12 protein-coding genes and 1 tRNA gene are annotated in these 16,310 nt (G+C 57.0%); 10 read left to right on the top strand and 3 right to left on the bottom strand.

Annotation, left to right across the window (positions count from 1 at the left end; translation table 11 throughout):
• Positions 1 to 32: 32 nt before the first annotated feature.
• The 3 genes from HMPREF2849_RS05820 to putP all read right to left on the bottom strand — a co-directional run bounded on the left by HMPREF2849_RS05820 (position 33) and on the right by putP (position 2,904).
• A complete protein-coding gene (locus tag HMPREF2849_RS05820) occupies positions 33 to 533 on the bottom strand; it encodes a DUF2269 domain-containing protein (RefSeq protein ID WP_070856590.1) in 501 nt (166 codons plus the stop codon).
• Between the two features lie 108 nt (positions 534 to 641).
• Positions 642 to 1,283 (bottom strand): HNH endonuclease family protein, encoded by a 642-nt coding sequence (locus tag HMPREF2849_RS05815; RefSeq protein WP_049172013.1) that lies wholly within the window; start codon positions 1,281 to 1,283, stop codon positions 642 to 644.
• A 97-nt stretch (positions 1,284 to 1,380) separates the two neighbouring features.
• Positions 1,381 to 2,904: a sodium/proline symporter PutP gene (putP, locus tag HMPREF2849_RS05810; RefSeq protein WP_070546799.1), complete on the bottom strand. Its 1,524-nt coding sequence runs from the start codon at positions 2,902 to 2,904 to the stop codon at positions 1,381 to 1,383.
• Positions 2,905 to 3,482: 578 nt separating this feature from the next.
• Between putP and HMPREF2849_RS05805 the strand changes: the two genes are divergently transcribed.
• The 10 genes from HMPREF2849_RS05805 to HMPREF2849_RS05760 all read left to right on the top strand — a co-directional run bounded on the left by HMPREF2849_RS05805 (position 3,483) and on the right by HMPREF2849_RS05760 (position 16,183).
• Complete coding sequence (locus tag HMPREF2849_RS05805; protein ID WP_070862732.1) at positions 3,483 to 6,722, top strand: DEAD/DEAH box helicase; 3,240 nt, start codon at positions 3,483 to 3,485, stop codon at positions 6,720 to 6,722.
• Positions 6,722 to 7,780, top strand: a complete 1,059-nt coding sequence (locus tag HMPREF2849_RS05800; RefSeq protein WP_070429342.1) for a hypothetical protein — start codon at positions 6,722 to 6,724, stop codon at positions 7,778 to 7,780. Before HMPREF2849_RS05805 ends, HMPREF2849_RS05800 begins: the two co-directional genes overlap by 1 nt.
• 2 nt (positions 7,781 to 7,782) lie before the next feature.
• On the top strand, positions 7,783 to 8,958 hold the full coding sequence (locus tag HMPREF2849_RS05795) for a metallophosphoesterase family protein (protein WP_070429341.1): 1,176 nt from the start codon (positions 7,783 to 7,785) through the stop codon (positions 8,956 to 8,958).
• 3 nt (positions 8,959 to 8,961) lie between these two features.
• Positions 8,962 to 11,619: an ATP-binding protein gene (locus HMPREF2849_RS05790; protein WP_070862731.1), complete on the top strand. Its 2,658-nt coding sequence runs from the start codon at positions 8,962 to 8,964 to the stop codon at positions 11,617 to 11,619.
• Between the two features lie 14 nt (positions 11,620 to 11,633).
• Positions 11,634 to 12,125: a MarR family winged helix-turn-helix transcriptional regulator gene (locus HMPREF2849_RS05785; RefSeq protein ID WP_070437900.1), complete on the top strand. Its 492-nt coding sequence runs from the start codon at positions 11,634 to 11,636 to the stop codon at positions 12,123 to 12,125.
• A 70-nt stretch (positions 12,126 to 12,195) separates the two neighbouring features.
• Positions 12,196 to 12,648 (top strand): MarR family winged helix-turn-helix transcriptional regulator, encoded by a 453-nt coding sequence (locus HMPREF2849_RS05780; protein ID WP_070437896.1) that lies wholly within the window; start codon positions 12,196 to 12,198, stop codon positions 12,646 to 12,648.
• Between the two features lie 169 nt (positions 12,649 to 12,817).
• Positions 12,818 to 14,020: an ABC transporter substrate-binding protein gene (locus HMPREF2849_RS05775; protein ID WP_070429338.1), complete on the top strand. Its 1,203-nt coding sequence runs from the start codon at positions 12,818 to 12,820 to the stop codon at positions 14,018 to 14,020.
• Between the two features lie 30 nt (positions 14,021 to 14,050).
• On the top strand, positions 14,051 to 15,226 hold the full coding sequence (locus HMPREF2849_RS05770) for a FecCD family ABC transporter permease (RefSeq protein ID WP_070862730.1): 1,176 nt from the start codon (positions 14,051 to 14,053) through the stop codon (positions 15,224 to 15,226).
• Complete coding sequence (locus HMPREF2849_RS05765; RefSeq protein ID WP_049194111.1) at positions 15,226 to 16,017, top strand: ABC transporter ATP-binding protein; 792 nt, start codon at positions 15,226 to 15,228, stop codon at positions 16,015 to 16,017. Before HMPREF2849_RS05770 ends, HMPREF2849_RS05765 begins: the two co-directional genes overlap by 1 nt.
• A gap of 93 nt (positions 16,018 to 16,110) precedes the next feature.
• A tRNA-Arg gene (locus HMPREF2849_RS05760) sits at positions 16,111 to 16,183 on the top strand.
• The last annotated feature ends 127 nt before the right edge of the window (positions 16,184 to 16,310 follow it).

The raw sequence follows: 16,310 nt of genomic DNA, 5'->3' as shown, positions 1-16,310 counted from the left end.
CACCGAGCGGACACACTTTTTGTCACTTAACCCTAGATGAAGAACATCAGGATGCCGGCGACAACCCACAGCAGGGAGAAGATGCCGGAGAACATGGCCAGCTGGCCCTTCTGCTTGTCCCAGTCGAGCTCGTCAGCCTTCTTGCGACGTTCGATGAACTCCGGGTCGTTGACATCCTCGTCTTCGTCAGCGATGCCGAGGCCGGCCATCATCAGACGCTGACGCGGAATAATCAGGAAGAACAGCAGTGCCCAGGCGATGATCGCCAGCAGGATTGCGGCGTGCATTGCCCCGGACTTCATGTAGGCCGACACATCGGTGAACATGACACCGAAGCCGAGCAGCGGCACGAGCAGCGACCACATGCCGTAGGTGCGCGAAATGGCGTGCATGGTGCGCGCGGAGCCGACCGTTCCAGCCTCTCCGCCGCGGGCTGCAAGCGCGAGCTTCGGGAACATCGAAATTGCGACAGTCACCGGTCCAAGCAGCAGAATTGCCGCTAGGACGTGAACCATAAGAACTACGTTTTGCACGTATTACCTTTCCACGACTGAATGTAGGCCTCGCGTTCAAGCGAGGAGTGGCCTGGATATTTCTTTATTAAGACCAGTCCTTAACTTAACGTGCTCGCACTATTTTCTCTATTTCGTGCCTTTCCTCGCGCGGATTCCACACGCAGTGGCCATCGCCTTCCAGTCTGCCGACGATACGGGCAGGTCCCATTTAATGGCCACCGCTAAGTAACGATGCGAGTAGTCACACGCCTTCGCATCCTCGGGAAGCCATTCCGCCGGGCTGGCATCTCCTTTATCCCGGTTGACCGCGCTTCGCGTGGGCACGAGGTTGGTCTCGATATCGTTGGCAAATTGCCGACGCCTCTCGGGATCCCAGGCGTAGGCTCCGAAATCCCACGCCGCTGCCAACGGATAAATGTGGTCGATATCGACCTCATGCGCACCAACCGGGTCACCCGTGTAAGGGTCAGGGATTTCGCGCGGGGAGCCGTCGTCAAGCGAACACGCAGAGCCCCCGAACCACGCCGCCAACACTTTATGGCGTGTATTGCAATCGGCAGAACCTGCCCAGACGTCGAAGCGCTCGCGCTTGTATCCGGTGACGGTGGGGCGGTCGGCGACGACGCGTACGGTGCGCAGTTGCTTGACGACGGCTTCCGTCTCCGAGCCCGCGGGGGAGGAGGTGACGAGAACTCGCGTAAGCGCAAAGGATGAGACAAAGGCGGCAGTCAGGGAGGCGGCCAGGATGGCAAATAAAAAAGGGCGCATACCTAGTTGGGCGCGAAAAATACTTTTTCGGTTCCCTTGTAGGTATGCGCCGGGGCTAGCCTGCGGGGCTAGCGGAGGCCAAGCCTAGATCAAAGCGTTAGACCAGAGCCTGCTTTGCTGCGTGGTCGAACTCTTCCTTGATTTTCTCGTTCGGCTCCTTGGTAAGCAGCGTGACAATGATCATCACGACAGTTGCAGCGGCGAAGCCCGGGACGATCTCGTAGAGAGTGTCGCTGAGCGAGCTCATGCCCCATGCGAAGGAGACAACCGCACCGGTGATCATGCCGGCAGCAGCACCTGGCGTGTTCAGGCGCGACCAGTAGAGGGCGGCCAGCAGCACCGGGCCGAATGCCGAGCCGAAGCCAGCCCACGCGAAGCCAACCAGATCCAGAATGGAGCTGTTCGGGTTAGCAGCGATGATTGCGGCGATGATGGCGATCAGCGCGACGGCGACGCGGGAGAGAGCCATGTAGGTCTTCGGACGCAGGGACTTGTTGACCGTTGCCTTGAACAGGTCCTCGATTAGCGCGGAGGAAGACACCAGCAGCTGCGAGGAAATGGTGGACATGATTGCTGCCAGTACTGCAGTCAGAATCAGGCCTGCAATCAGCGGGTGGAACAGGATGCGGGTCATGTCCAGGAAGATGGTCTCGTAGGAAGACGCATCAGTGACCGAAGCATCTGGGTTCGTAGCGAAGAAAACAGTTGCGGTCAGCGCCACGAGGACGGAGCCGAGCATGCACAGTGCCTGCCAGCCAACGCCCCAGCGGCGGCCCTCGGTTGCGTCCTTTGCACTACGCAGAGCCATGAAGCGAACGATAATGTGCGGCTGGCCGAAGTAGCCCAGACCCCAGCCGAGCAGACCGATAATCGTGATTAGCGGAATGCCAGCGAACGGATCGAAGAAGGCCTCAACCGGCTGTCCCTCGCTGCCCGGGTAGGGGTTGTTAGCAGCAAAGCTGAAGATGTCCGAGGCGGAGTTGCCATTGTTGATTAGGTAGATGATGCCGACAGTCGGAACCGCCAGCAGTGCGATGAACATAATGATGCCCTGCACCGTGTCTGTGTAAGACACCGCCAGGAAGCCACCGAACAGGGTGTACGCGACAGTGATAGCCGCTACCAACAGCATGCCGACGAGGTAGTTGCCACCGAACGTCGACTCCCAGTAACGGCCACCTGCCACCATGCCCGAGGAGACGTAGAAGGTGAAGAACAGCAAAATAATCAGGCCTGCGGCAACGCGCAGCACCTTCGACGTATCGTGCAGACGATTCTCCAGGAACGACGGCACGGTAATCGAGTTACGAGCAATCTTGGTGTAACTACGCAGGCGTGGTGCGGTGAACTTCCAGTTCAGCCATGCGCCTGCGACCAGGCCGATTGCAATCCAGGTCTGGTTCAGACCCGAAAGGTAAATCGCGCCGGGCAGACCCATCAGCAGCCAGCCGGACATGTCCGATGCACCCGCTGACAGTGCCGCGACGAACGGATGTAGGCCGCGGCCGCCAATCATGTATTCGTCATACTCTGCAGTCTTTTTCCATCCGGTCCAACCGATGTAGACCATCAACAGCAGATAAATGACTAGTGCGATGATGAACCATGTGTGTTGGTCCACAGGGCAACTCCTCATTATTTATTAGTCGTACAGTCGGACTCGCGCACTACCTAGCGCACCAAAAAGCATTTTCGGCGCACAACTCAGTTTCGCTTAATCAAGTCTGCTTGACGACGTTCACAGCGCCGCGGCAGCATCGAGCCAAAAAGTGGCCGACGTCCACGGTGGAACCTGCGGTTCGCGATTCAGCACAGCTTCAGCTTCCGGACTATCTTCGACAGTCAGCGGAGCCTACTGGCACATGCGAACCATGGCAGAACTATTGCACGAGTCACACATTTTTAATTCTTGTGGCCTATACGACGTTTTCATGTGATGCGCTGCATTGCAAGATAAGAAGCGTTGAAAAAGCTTTTAAAAATCGGTTAAGTGCGACAAATTACCTGGGAAAAGGGGTATTTGGGTAGAGGAGGAGTAATTTTTGCAAGATACATAATTCGAACATGCGTGCTAATGTTGTGGTGTGGTGGAAAAGCTGATCCGGGGTGCGTGGCAGAATCTTCATTGAACAAATATCTGGTGGCGAAGTCGCCGGGTGATTAGACGGTGATGACTGAGCAAGCAGTGGGGAGGAAGTAATGGACCAAGTTGCTAAGTCAGCGGTGCCGTTGCTGCTGCACGCGGTCTGGAAAGATGATTCGGGTCTTCACCTATGGGTGGAGCGGCCAGAGGGGCACCGGATTATTGCGGACGTGGATTTGCTGGAAGTCCCGGCGCATCAGCGTCGGCTTTTTGCAGTGCTGGACCAGGGGAGTCGAGCGCAACTGACGCTAAAACTGCGCACACCGAAGGGGCGGGCAGTAGAGAAAGCGGTACCCACATGGGTGTTCCCGCCATGGGCTGCGGTGACGGCACTGGTGCAATTGCAGGAGGAAGTTTCCTCGGCGGCGATGGCACCGGATCTTCGGTTCTTTGTGGATGTTGTACAGGGATTGGATGCTTTCGCACGCTCTGGGCGGGCATTGGTGGCGCTGACGTGGGAAGACAATGAGTGGTGGCCGACGTGGCGGATGTCGGAGGGGCTGAGTGAGATTGCTTGGCAGAGTCAGGTCATTTCTCGTACACCACCGGTATTGATTGATAACGGAGGCGCCACGGTGGCTGAGGATTTCATCAATCGGATGTTTCATTGGGTCACCAACGCGCTTCTGGCCGATCTGGATGAACCGGCAGAACAGCGGCAGAGTTTCGTGCGGTCGTTGTTGCAGTCTCAGTCCCTGGGGCGTGCGACGCCGGGGGTGGCGCAGTCACTGGCAAAGTGGAGGCTGTCGGCCGATGGTGAGGATGTTCGTCTGCAGCTAATGGTGCAGGAACCTGTTGGTTTTGAAGGCCAGCTGGAAGACTTGCCGGATGTGGATCTTCCGCAGCTGTTGGAGTTGCGGAATCGAGCGGATGAAGAAGGCGGCTCAGTAACTCGCTTCAATCCTCGTTCAGCTGCGGTGGAACATGAGACTCTATGGCCATTGCGGATGTACTACCGCATCGGCGTCGCAGCTCCGGAGCGCCTGAATCCAGAAATGTGTCGCCGGTCCGTGCTGTCGCTGCTTCGCCCGCAGCTATTGGCGGCACAGGAGGCATTCCCAACGCTCAAATATGCGAAAGCAGCGGGACACCCGGGCTTGGATCTGCTGCTGACCTCAGAGCAGCTGATAGAGCTTATGACTGATGGCATCTCGCAGCTGGCAAAGGTTGATATCGATGTGATGCTGCCGCCGAACTGGAAGTCAGTGGAGACCACCCTGCAGTTGCACACTGAAGTCGTCCAGTTAGATCCGACGGGGCCTGCTGGGCGCCGTTCGGAACCGAAACTCGGATTTGACCAACTGGTTGATTACGAGTGGAAGCTGGCCGTGGGGGATGCCGTACTGACGGAAGCGGAAATGCGTGAGCTCGCTGCATCGAGTACGGGGCTAGTGCATCTGCGAGACCATTGGGTGCACGCGAACCCAGAGGTAGCTAGGGAAGCCCTGAAGTTTTTGGTGGAGCAGACCAAGGCCGGGGAGGAAACCGGTAAGGGGCAAGCCACCCTGAAAGAGCTGGTCTTCGACGGTGGCTTAGAGTCGCAAGCTCCAGCAGCAGTGCCAGTCGCCCCCAGGGACCCCTCTTGGCTCAAGGCGTTGGTGTCGAAGTACTCAGACGGTTCCACGGCCCTCGCAGAGTCGGTCGAGGTGCCACCGAGTTTTGTCGGTGAGCTGCGGGAGTATCAACAGCGCGGTGTGGAGTGGCTGGCGGATATGTCCAACCGCGGCTTTGGTGTCATTCTCGCGGATGACATGGGGCTCGGTAAGACTGTGCAAATTCTGGCGCTGTTGGAGTATGAGCGCTGCCGTCGGAAAGCAGATGCTACGGCTCAAGGGCACAAGACTTCGCTGCTGGTGGTTCCCACAGGTGTGTTGCGCAACTGGGCAGCAGAAGCGGCAAAGTTCACTCCAGAGCTTAAGGTTGGGCTGCTGCATGGTTCAAACCGCCCTCATGGTGGGGAACTACAAGAATTTATCGGAAAACACGATGTTGTTGTGACGACCTATGGTGTTGCTACCCGCGATGTGAACGAACTCGCCCAAGTGCAGTGGGATCATGTGATTGCTGACGAAGCACAGGCAATTAAGAACCCCAACGCCCAGGTATCCAGAGCGCTGCGGAGCCTGGGCTCGCGGCACAACATCGCCATGACTGGTACTCCGGTGGAAAACGACTTGGGCGAGCTGCGCACCATCATGGATTTCTGTAATCCAGGCATGCTGGGGTCGGCGAATGCATTTCGCAACAAGTTTGCGATTCCCATCGAGCGTGATGGGAATGCGGAAATGCTACTGCAATTGCAGTCGATTACAGCACCTTTTATTCTGCGCCGACTCAAGTCGGATCCAGCTATTGCGCCGGACCTGCCCAAGAAGAATGAGCAGGTGGAGATGGTTCCTCTCACGACGGAGCAGGCTTTCTTGTATCAGGAAGCTGTGAAGGACATCGAGGACAAGCTCAAGCGCTCGAAGCGGAATCGCTCTGGCAACTTCGGGCGAAAGAGCATCATCCTCGGCGGCATCATGAAGTTGAAGCAGATTTGCAACCACCCAGCGCACTACCAGCACGACGGCTCAGGGCTGCTTAATCATGGGCAGCATCGCTCGGGCAAGGTTGCACGGCTGGAAGAGCTCGTCGATGAGATTGTCCAAAACGGTGAACGCGCGCTTGTGTTCACGCAGTTCGTGGAGTTCGGCAAGATGCTCGCCCCTCATTTCAGCAAGCGCCTGGGCGTGGACATTCCGTTTATCCAAGGGGCAATGACTCCGGCACAGCGCGAGAAAGTAGTGGCAGAGTTTAATGCCCCGGACGGCCCACCAATCATTTTGCTGTCTACTCTCGCGGCAGGTGTTGGCATCAACCTGGTTGCCGCCAACCACGTCATTCACATTGACAGGTGGTGGAATCCAGCAGTTGAAAACCAGGCCACGGACCGCTCTTACCGCATCGGTCAGCGTAAAGACGTACACGTGCACAAGCTGGTCAGTGTGGGAACGCTTGAAGAGCGTATCGACGAGCTGATTTTCGAGAAGGCAGAATTGGCGGATGCGGTTGTGCGCGCTGGTGAAACCAAGCTGACGGAGATGGACTTTCACCGTTTGCGGTCTCTGTGGCAATTGGACAAGGACAAGATTCAGTCACTGCGTGAATCGATGGACGCAGCGGAGTCAAAGTCCGGTGGGACGGTGACCGATGGGGTGAACCCGGAGGGCACGGCATCGGACTCCACAATCTCGGATGACGATTCGATTCCCAACAATGTGACCCCGTTTAGGGTCCAGAAGAGGTGGTACTGATGGCCGGTGACGGAGACGTGACATGGGGCGACAATGTCATCTTTGCCGAGTTTGGCAAGGGGCCCTCTGGAAAGCGTGGTCGTAAAAGGACTACGGCGCGAAGCGCGCCAGCAACCAGCTCGACGATTGAAAAGCTCCTGGCCACCCAGGACTGGGCTGGTGCATTTACCGGACAGCAGCGACGTGGAACCGCAGCGCGCGTGGCGGTCGAGCCACGTACTACTTTTGCCCGGTGGGTGTGGGAGTTCATCATCCGTGGCGCTGATTCGGGTCGTGTTCACAGAGGTGAGAAGTACAGGTTCGACGGCAATGTGCTGGGGCTTCGAATCGCGGATGGCTACATCATCGGTGAAGTGCAGGGCAGCCAGCCGGAACCATTTTCAGTCTTTATTCGGTTCCCACGGCGGGAGCAGAAACAAACTGACGACGTACTGCGGTGGTTGGTGAACAATCCGTCGGCCTTCACAGAGTTTGAGCACGGCGAGTTGCCGTATGAGCAGATGGAAATGCTGTTGTGCGATGGCGAAGAGCACATTTACAGCGAATGCACCTGCCCGGACCCGGCACCTGTGTGTAAGCACACCGTTGCAGTTGCCGCTCAACTTGTCGCTGATATCGACCGCGATCCGCTGTCGCTACTACAGCTGCGCGATTATCCGCAGCGCGAATTGCAACGCCGGCTTCAGGAACTAACACAGCTGCGAAACCGGACTGCGCCGAAGCGCCTCGGGCTTGGTGGCGCGGTTCGGGAGAATCCCAATAAAACCGCCCAGAAGTCGAATGACGCTGGTGGAAAAGATAGCGGTGACAACGAGCAGAAGAAGGTTGCCGAACTTTTCGCTGTCGAAGCCGACTACTGGGGCAATGATTTGGAACGAGTCAGTGTTCCTTCGCTCGAGGTTATTGACCCACTAACAGTTACCGACCGCAGTTTGCTGCATGAAGCATTGCAGCCAACCTGCGTAATTTCGAGAGAGACCATTCGTGCAGTCGCTGATTTGGAAGATTGTTGGCAACATCTGCAGGAATCGCTGAGCCTGGGACAAAAGGAGCGCTAGTCATGAAATTCATTCACACCTCAGATTGGCAACTGGGAATGACTCGGTGGTTCCTAGAGCTCGACGGCGGTGAAGCCCAAGCTAGGTTCCACGAAAGTCGACTCAACGCCATCGATCGCATCGGCGAGTTGGCGATTAGCGAAGGCGCTGAGTTCATTGTCGTCGCTGGAGACGTGTTCGATTCCAACACATTGCCGGACAAGGTGTTTTTGCGGGCTCTTGAGCGAATCGCCAAGCTACCCGTGCCGGTGTATTTCCTACCCGGCAACCATGATGCGCTTGATGCTTCTTCCATTTATCGACGTAGTGCTTTCGAATCTTTGGAAGACCGAGGAGTTTACGTAATTCGCGACAGCGCGCCCATTGCAATCCGTGACGGGGTGGAACTCATCGGTGTGCCAGTGCGCGGCAAGTATTCGGCAGACGACATCGTGGCGGAAATAGCCACGGAGCTTGAGCCCGCCGATGGAATCCGAGTGATGGTCGCACACGGCCAAGTAGAAGGCTTTGGTGCTGATGCAGGAGCCACCATTGATCTGACCAGCTTGGAACAAGCTATTGACCGCGGGGCGTTGCACTATGTTGCGCTGGGGGATTCCCACTCCACGAGCCAACTCGATCATGCTGGCAGAGTTTATTTCTCCGGCGCACACGAAACCACAGCGTACGACGACAAAGAACGGGATTCCGGCAATGCACTCGTCGTCGACATTGTAGAGAGCGGCCCCGAAAAAGGCTCAGTTACCGTGGCCTCCCACCGAGTGGGGCAGTGGGCTTTTCATGCCATAGACATGGATATCACTGGCGCGGAAGACCTCGATGAGTTCTTTGCTGAACTGGACGGTATCGAGGCGAAGACAGACACAGCGGTGAAGTATTCATTGCGAGGAACCGTGACACTGTCAGAGTCGACTACCTTTGAAAACCGACTTGAGCAGTATCAACAGCTTTTCGCTGCACTTTATCGCCGGGAAAGTGGCTCCGATTTGACGGTGGTTCCGTCCGAGGGGGATATCTCTAATCTCAATCTCACCGGTTATCCGCTCATAGCTGCAGAAAAACTAACGGTCTTGAGTAAGGGACGAACCGAGAGCGGTAGCCCCCTATCAGAATCTGAAACCACCGCAGCAGCCGATGCGCTTCGCTTGCTGGCCCGCCTGGCAGGAGAGAAGGAATAAATCATGCGTTTTCACGACATCGAATTACACAATGTACGTGCGATTGATTCACTCTCAATCACAGGGCTAGCCGAGCGGGGCGTGGTAGTGATTTCCGGTGAAAATGAGTCGGGTAAGACGACAATCGCCAAAGCTATTCACGTTGCACTGACGACAAAATGGAAGTCCAGGTCAAGCGAAGCGCTTAGTCTGAACAGTCACTCCAGCCAGGAAAAGCCGCAGGTTAAGCTCCGGCTGGAGCTTGACGGCTACGAATTTACGCTGGACAAGATCTTTGGTGGCACCAAGGACACCGGCACAATCGTCACCGTCCACTCTCCGACAGCCGAGGTTCTCAAAGATGACCAGGCGGAGGAGTGGCTGGCCGCCCGAATGCACAATGCAGATACCAAGAACCTGTGGCAGGTTTTCGTTGCTGAACAGGGGCAAGCACAAAAGACCCTCTCCTTGGGCGGTTATGTACAAGTCACTAGCGCATTGCAGTCGGCATCGGGGCAGCGCGCGGAAACCGCAGAAGAGGTAGGCCTTTTTGAAGCCGTTGAAGCCGAATACGGCAACTATTTCCAAAAAAATGGCAAAGAGCGCAAGCAGGTTACCGACGTAGACAAGGAGCTGGCGGAAGCCCAGCAGGTGCGCGACGAAGCGGCGAAAAAGGTCCGGGAATTCGAAGCGCTCAATGAGGAAGCTGCTCGTAATGAAGAAAGCCAGCAAACGCAGCGGGCATCGTTGCCAGAAGCCCAAAACGAAGTCGAGCACTGGGGCCAGGCACTAGAAGAACTCGAAAAGTTCAGGGTTGCCGTCTCCCAGGCACAGGAGGTCTCTGCAGCGGCGAAGCAGCAGCTGGACTTAGCTAAACAGGCTCAGCAAGAGCGCGAAGCTTTCATTCAGCAGGCACAAGAAGCCAAGGATCAGCATTCTGCTGCAGAGAAGAAAGTTGCTGAATTTAAGGAAGCGTTCGATAAGGAGGTCGCAGCTTTAAAGAAGGCGCAGGAAGATCGCGATGCGGTTGTAAACACGTACCGCGAAGCTCGAAAGGCAGAAGAACTGGCCGCAGCTGAAGTTGCATTGGGAGAGAAGCGCGGTTTGGTTGAAGCTCTGTCGAAGCGAGTGAAGAAACTCGATGCGCTCCGCGCGCAATTGGCAGAGCACAAGGAGATAATTACTCGGAATTCCGTTACCGAAGAGGTAATGGAAAAACTGTTGACCTGCGAACGCGAAGTTGCAACAGCCGCCGCTGTGCTGGAGGCATCGAGCCCGAGTGTGCAGCTCTCGGCTAGTAGTGCGCAGGAGGTCACGGTCGACGGCGAGAAAGTGGGGCTAGCTCCGGAGGCTGAGACAGTTCAACGCGCGGTTACTAAGCCATTGGCCATCGAAGTCGGCGACGTCACGGTTGCTATACAGCCCGGAGACGGCTCAGATTCGCAGCAGCGCAAGCTAGAAAAAGCAGAGACATCGCTCAAAGAACAGCTTGAGGTTGCAGGCGCTGATTCCGTCGCGGAAGCACAAAAGGCATACACACGACGTCGGGAAGCGGAAAAAGCAAAATTCCAGGTGGAGACATCCATAACTGCGGTGTCCGACGGTGTGGAGTATCACCAGCTCACAGCAGAGTTGGACGATGCGAAGGAAGAAGCACGAGTACACGGCGAGCGGTATCAGGAACTTGCGGGCGAGGAAGCGCCGACGGAGATTGACTTGGTATCGGCAAAGTCCCGGCTGGAAGAAGCTGCAGTGGGGCGTAGGGATGCCGAGTCGGAGCGCGACAGTGCTGATATGCGCTTATCGAAGCTGGAGAAGCGTCCTGCACACGCCAACTATACGAAGGCCAGCAGCGAGCTTGAAGGGGCTCGGTCCGTTCTGAAGGTCCGCGAAGATTCGCTCACGGCGACGCGAGAAAAAGCCTCGGACGCCGAGATCTTTGCTGCGGTGGAAAACCGAGGCAAGGACTATGAGGCGGCAGAAGAGCAACTGGCTGCGGCTCAGAAGGAGCTGGCGCAGCGGGATGCCGACGACGTGGAAGCATCGCTCGCGGGCGCTAAGCAGCGACGGGATGCAGTTGAGAATCGCCTGGCTGAGCTGGAAAAGCGTCGGCAAGAGATTCGGGTGCACTTGGACTATTTCGACAGCGCGAATGAGAAACTGGCAGCAGCTGAGGGAGTAGTGGAGCGAACACAGCGAGATCGGAATTCAATGCGTCGACGTGCAGCTGCCGCCAAGACTCTCATGGAGGTAATGACACAGGCACGCGTGGCATCGCGGAATGCGCTGGCTGACCCCTTGCTGCGCAAGCTCGAAGAGTACGGTGGCGGTGTGTTCGGTGCGGGAACTCAGTTCACGATGAATGAGGACTTGCAGATTGAGTCACGGTCCAATGCCGATGGCAAGTTCGATGTCGATGAGCTATCTGGTGGAGCGCAGGAGCAGCTGGACATTCTGCTGCGCTTGGCCGTTGCCGGTGTCATGGAGGGCGGGCAGGGCGCTCCGGTGATTATTGATGATGCATTAGGTTATTCAGACGAACACCGTTTGCGGCGGATGAATAATGCTCTTGCCAAAGCGGGGCGCGATATGCAGGTATTAGTCCTGACGTGCGATGAAGCCCGCTTTGATCGTGTGACAGGAGCGGAGTTTATGAAAATTCAGGATTTGGTTTCAAGATAGTAGGCTCTGTACATATGCAAGATGTTCCGTGGTTAAGTGATGAAGAGCAGCGGTTATGGCGCTCAATTCTGAACGCTAAACGGGCCGTTGACAGGTCAATCGACCTTCAGCTGCAAGATTCTCTCGATATTTCCACTGCAGATTTTTCGGTTCTGGTTGTTCTCTCCGAGGCTGAAGACAATGTAGTGCGCATGCGCACCCTGTGCGAATCCCTGGAATGGGACCGCAGCCGAATGTCGCATCAAATTACTCGCATGGAGCGACGCGGGCTAGTAACTAAGGAACGCTGCGCCTGCGATAACCGTGGTATTGATGTCACGCTTACTGAACACGGTCGAACCGTGATTGAGAAGGCGGCGCCGAACCATGTGAAGCTTGTGCGCCATGTTTTGTTTGATGTGCTCGGTGAGAATATCGACTATCAGGGGATTTCCGCTGTGCTCGATAAGATTGCAGAGACCGCCAATGCTACGGTCACCGATTCAGTCGACGGAAAAGCAGAGTAGCCAGAAGTTTTTTGTGAGTGTTTTCTCATTTGTCTCCGCTACGAGGCTCTCACCATTAGCCTAGAGCAGTATGAACTCATTTGAATGGCTGAGTGATGATGAACAGCTCTTTTGGCAGTCGATGGTAGCTGCTTTTCGCGAGGTAGAGCGCAATATCGAGCGAAGCCTACGCACTCGAACCGGGCTGACGTTCGCGGACTTTACCCTGCTCATCGCTCTGCATGAGGTAGAGGATGGGATTCTGCATGTTGACAAGATTTGTGATCGACTGAAGTGGAACCATCCCCGCGCGCTGCTGCATACCAACAGGTTGGAAAAGCGCGGATTTATTCACACCGAAGACCACGGCGAAGACCCGGACTCGGATTATGTCGTCGTCTTAACAGGCGTTGGTCGGCACGTGTTTGCCGAGGCGGCGCCGGATTATGTAGACACTGTTCGCCAGGAAGTAATTTCACCACTTGCTAATGAAGACCGCGAAGTGATGCTGAGGTGCTTCCAGTCGGTTCTCGAAAGGAAGTAAGACTTCCACGCCCTGCTAGTAAAACAACCACTAGCAGGGCGCTTTTTTCTCTACGTTTCAAGCTGTAAGGTAAGGCGTGCCTAAAGCAAAGGGGTGACTGTTCACTTCTCTTTGTGCACCCTAAGTACCAAAAATTACGCAGAAATAAACAAGGCAGAAACTGAAACGCATGAGAGTCAATATTTTCGCCAAGGCTAAAACCGCGCCAAAGACCAAAACTCTGGCCGCAATCGGGTGTGCAGCGCTGAGCTTCGTCGCTACAGCATGCGGTGCGGACGCAGAGTCGAACGAGGCTGCCGACAACAAAGGAGAACTCACTGTCACTGATGTCGCAGGTCGCACTGTGACCTTCGACAAGCAGCCAGAACGAGTCGTGCTCGGTGAAGGCCGCGCCATGTTTGTCACCGCGATGCTTGACCAAGAAAACCCGGGTGACCACGTTGTCGCCATGGGTAGCGATTTGCATTCGGGCGCACCGTCGTTTGAAACCAAGCTTTTCGAGACGAACCCCGAGCTGAAAGACATGCCGACCATCGGCAATATCGCCAAGGGCGATGTCACAGTTGAAAACCTCATCTCCCACGACCCAGACGTGGTCGTCATGACCCTTGACCACAAGAAGGCCGCGGAGCAGTCCGGTTTCCTCACCAAGCTCGATCAGGCAGGTCTGAAGTACGTATTCACCGACTTCCGGCAAAAGCCCCTGGAGAATACCGCCAAGTCCGTCGAGCTCCTCGGCCAGATCGTCGATGAGCAGGACAATGCCAAGAAGTTCACCGACTTCTACACAAAGCGCGTCAACGAGATCACCGAACGTGCCGCCAAGCTCGAAGACAAGCCAAAGACCTTCGTCTGGCGAGCAGCCGGTCTCAAGGATTGCTGCTCGACCGTCAACAAGTCCAACCTCGGTGACCTTGTCACAGCAGCCGGCGGTGAGAACCTCGGAGACAGCCTCCTCGACACCGAATCGGGCGACGTGACCGCAGAGAAGGTCCTGTCCGTCCAGCCGGAGAAGATCATCGCCACCGGTGGTTCTTGGGCGCTCGATCCGAAGAAGCCGGAAGTGCTGCCACACGTCGAACTCGGCTACACCGCCACCCCAGAGACCGCACAGCGCACTCTGGAAGGCCTGCTGAAGACTCCGGGTTTTGACACCCTGACCGCGCCGAAGAAGGGTGATCTGTACGCCGCCTTCCACCAGTTCTACGACTCGCCGTACAACGTCTTCGCGCTCGAGCAATTCGCCAAGTGGATTCACCCAGAGGAGTTCGCTGACCTCGACCCGGTCGCTGACTTCGCCAAGTTCCACAAGGACTACCTGCCCTTCGAACTCAGCGGCACCTTCTTCACCGCGCTGGAGCCGACCAAGTAACCCATCTTCCACCATCGAAGAAGGAATCCGATGACTTACACCAATCTGCACGCTCCCGCGTCAGGGCTTGACGACGAACCCCGCGAGCCCACCTCCACCAACGACAGTGGCGGTCAAGAGTCGCAGCCCGCCACCGAACAGCACGAGTGTCCGTCGTCAAGCACGACCTACGACTCTGCGCGACAGTACCGACGACGCTCCGCCCGGAAGATTGCCGTTATTGCGGTGCTGGTGGGGCTGGCCGTGTGCGCGTTTGTAGTAGCGACGATCGTGGGGCCGATGTCACTGAGTGTGGGGGATGTCGTCCGGGGCATCGTGAGCCCGAATGATGTTGACGAAACCACTCGTACGGTGCTGTGGAAGCTGCGCCTGCCTGCATCAGTGATGGCAGTGCTGATTGGTGCAGCGCTGTCGCTTGCCGGTGCACAGATGCAGACAATCCTCGACAACCCACTGGCGGAGCCGTTTACCCTCGGTATTTCGGCTGCAGCGGCGTTCAGTGGGGCGGCATCGATTGTGCTGGGCTGGGTGATCATTCCGCATGCGCAGTTCAACCTGGCGGCCGTGGCCTGGGTATCATCCGTCATCGCGGTGGCGATTGTGGCGGCGGCGTCGGTATGGCGCGGCTCGGGTAAGGAATCGATGATTCTGCTGGGTATTGGTCTGGTGTTTCTATTCCAAGCGCTGTTGTCGCTGTTGCAATACCGCGCGACTACCGAGGCGCTCCAGCAGATTGTGTTCTGGACGATGGGCTCGCTCCAGCGCGCGAACTGGGTGGCCAACGGCATTATTGCGGCGGCACTGCTGATCGCCATTCCGTTCACCATTCGCTATGCGTGGGCGCTGACGGTGCTGCGACTTGGCGATGCCCGCGCAAAAGCCGTGGGCATCAATGTGGATAGGCTGCGCATTGCGACGCTGATTGTAGCCTCGCTGCTGGCGGCAACCGCAGTGGCCTTTGCCGGCATCATCGGCTTCATCGGACTGGTCGGTCCACACATTGCGCGCATGCTGGTCGGTGAAGAACAGCGCTTCTTTGCCCCGGCATCGATGGCGGCAGGCGCGGCGCTGCTGGCGGCAGCTCATGCGGTATCCATCACGGTGGTGCCGGGTGTGGCAGTGCCGATTGGCATCATTACCGCAATCGTCGGTGTCCCATTTTTTGTTGGCTTGGTTTTCCTGCGTAAGAGGACGGTGTGGAACTAATGGGCGTATTTCTCGATGTCAACGAAGTAGCTGCAGGCTATGGCAAGCGGAAGGTGCTGCGCGGGGCCTCAGTACGCACGCTGAAGCCCGGTACGGTGACGGGTTTGCTCGGGCCAAACGCTGCGGGCAAATCCACACTGATGACCACTCTGGCGGGGATTCGAAAGCCCATGTCCGGGGAGATTGCACTGACCCGTGACAATGAGCGGGTCATCGGCTCCGAACTGCGCGATGTGGTGGGCTACGTGCCGCAGGATCTGCCGGCTAGCGCCTCGCTGACCGCATTCGAATCGGTACTGGTCTCTGGTCGGCGCGCCGGGCGTCTGCGCGTGCGCGGCTCCGAGATTGAGCACACGGCGGAGGTTCTCCGGAAGGTTGGTATTGAGCACCTTGCCGACCGCTTCGTCGGCGAGCTCTCCGGCGGTCAGCGTCAGCTCGTCGCCGTCGCGCAGATGTTTGTCCGCGATCCCGAGGTCATGCTTCTCGACGAACCCACCTCCGCCCTCGACCTGCGCCACCAGGTGGAACTCCTACAGCTCGTCCGCGCGGAGGTCGCCTCACGGAGCTCCTTGGCGCTCGTCGCAATCCACGATCTCAATCTCGCAGCCCGCTACTGCGATGAGCTTGTCATGCTTCACGACGGCCACGTGGTTGCCCAGGGGAGTCCTGCTGACGTTCTCACACCGGATCTTTTGGCCCGCGTCTATGGAATTCGAGCCCGCGTGCTTAATGATGGAGGCGTTCCTGTGGTGTGTCCTATTGAGGAAGACCAGGTTTCTGAGGCCGCATAGTGCGGATTTGGCTGGGGTGCGGGGCATTTCGCTAATCGCCCCAGCCAAGTGGTAACATCTCTTCTCGTTGCACTTGTTGTACTTGTGCCACACGCCCCCGTAGCTCAGTGGATAGAGCGCCGGTTTCCGGTACCGAAGGTCGGAGGTTCGACTCCTCTCGGGGGCACGTCTTATCCCTTAAGCGGTTAGGTTCGATTAGATTCGCCTGGTTGCTTGAGGGATTTTTGTTTCGGGTGTACCTGGCGGAAGCGGGCCAATCCGAGTTACTGACTGCGTTTATGACAAAAATGACC

The organism is Corynebacterium sp. HMSC073B01, from assembly GCF_001838255.1.
In the GTDB taxonomy this organism is placed as follows: Bacteria; Actinomycetota; Actinomycetes; order Mycobacteriales; family Mycobacteriaceae; genus Corynebacterium; species Corynebacterium jeikeium_D.
Note: the sequence above shows the minus strand (reverse complement) of the source record. Positions and strands in the feature narration are given on the sequence as shown.

Coding starts and splice junctions, on each gene's coding strand:
- HMPREF2849_RS05815 (WP_049172013.1), bottom strand. CDS start 1,283: ATGCGCCCTTTTTTATTTGCCATCCTGGCCGCCTCCCTGACTGCCGCC.
- HMPREF2849_RS05805 (WP_070862732.1), top strand. CDS start 3,483: ATGGACCAAGTTGCTAAGTCAGCGGTGCCGTTGCTGCTGCACGCGGTC.
- HMPREF2849_RS05800 (WP_070429342.1), top strand. CDS start 6,722: ATGGCCGGTGACGGAGACGTGACATGGGGCGACAATGTCATCTTTGCC.
- HMPREF2849_RS05795 (WP_070429341.1), top strand. CDS start 7,783: ATGAAATTCATTCACACCTCAGATTGGCAACTGGGAATGACTCGGTGG.
- HMPREF2849_RS05790 (WP_070862731.1), top strand. CDS start 8,962: ATGCGTTTTCACGACATCGAATTACACAATGTACGTGCGATTGATTCA.
- HMPREF2849_RS05785 (WP_070437900.1), top strand. CDS start 11,634: ATGCAAGATGTTCCGTGGTTAAGTGATGAAGAGCAGCGGTTATGGCGC.
- HMPREF2849_RS05780 (WP_070437896.1), top strand. CDS start 12,196: ATGAACTCATTTGAATGGCTGAGTGATGATGAACAGCTCTTTTGGCAG.
- HMPREF2849_RS05775 (WP_070429338.1), top strand. CDS start 12,818: ATGAGAGTCAATATTTTCGCCAAGGCTAAAACCGCGCCAAAGACCAAA.
- HMPREF2849_RS05770 (WP_070862730.1), top strand. CDS start 14,051: ATGACTTACACCAATCTGCACGCTCCCGCGTCAGGGCTTGACGACGAA.
- HMPREF2849_RS05765 (WP_049194111.1), top strand. CDS start 15,226: ATGGGCGTATTTCTCGATGTCAACGAAGTAGCTGCAGGCTATGGCAAG.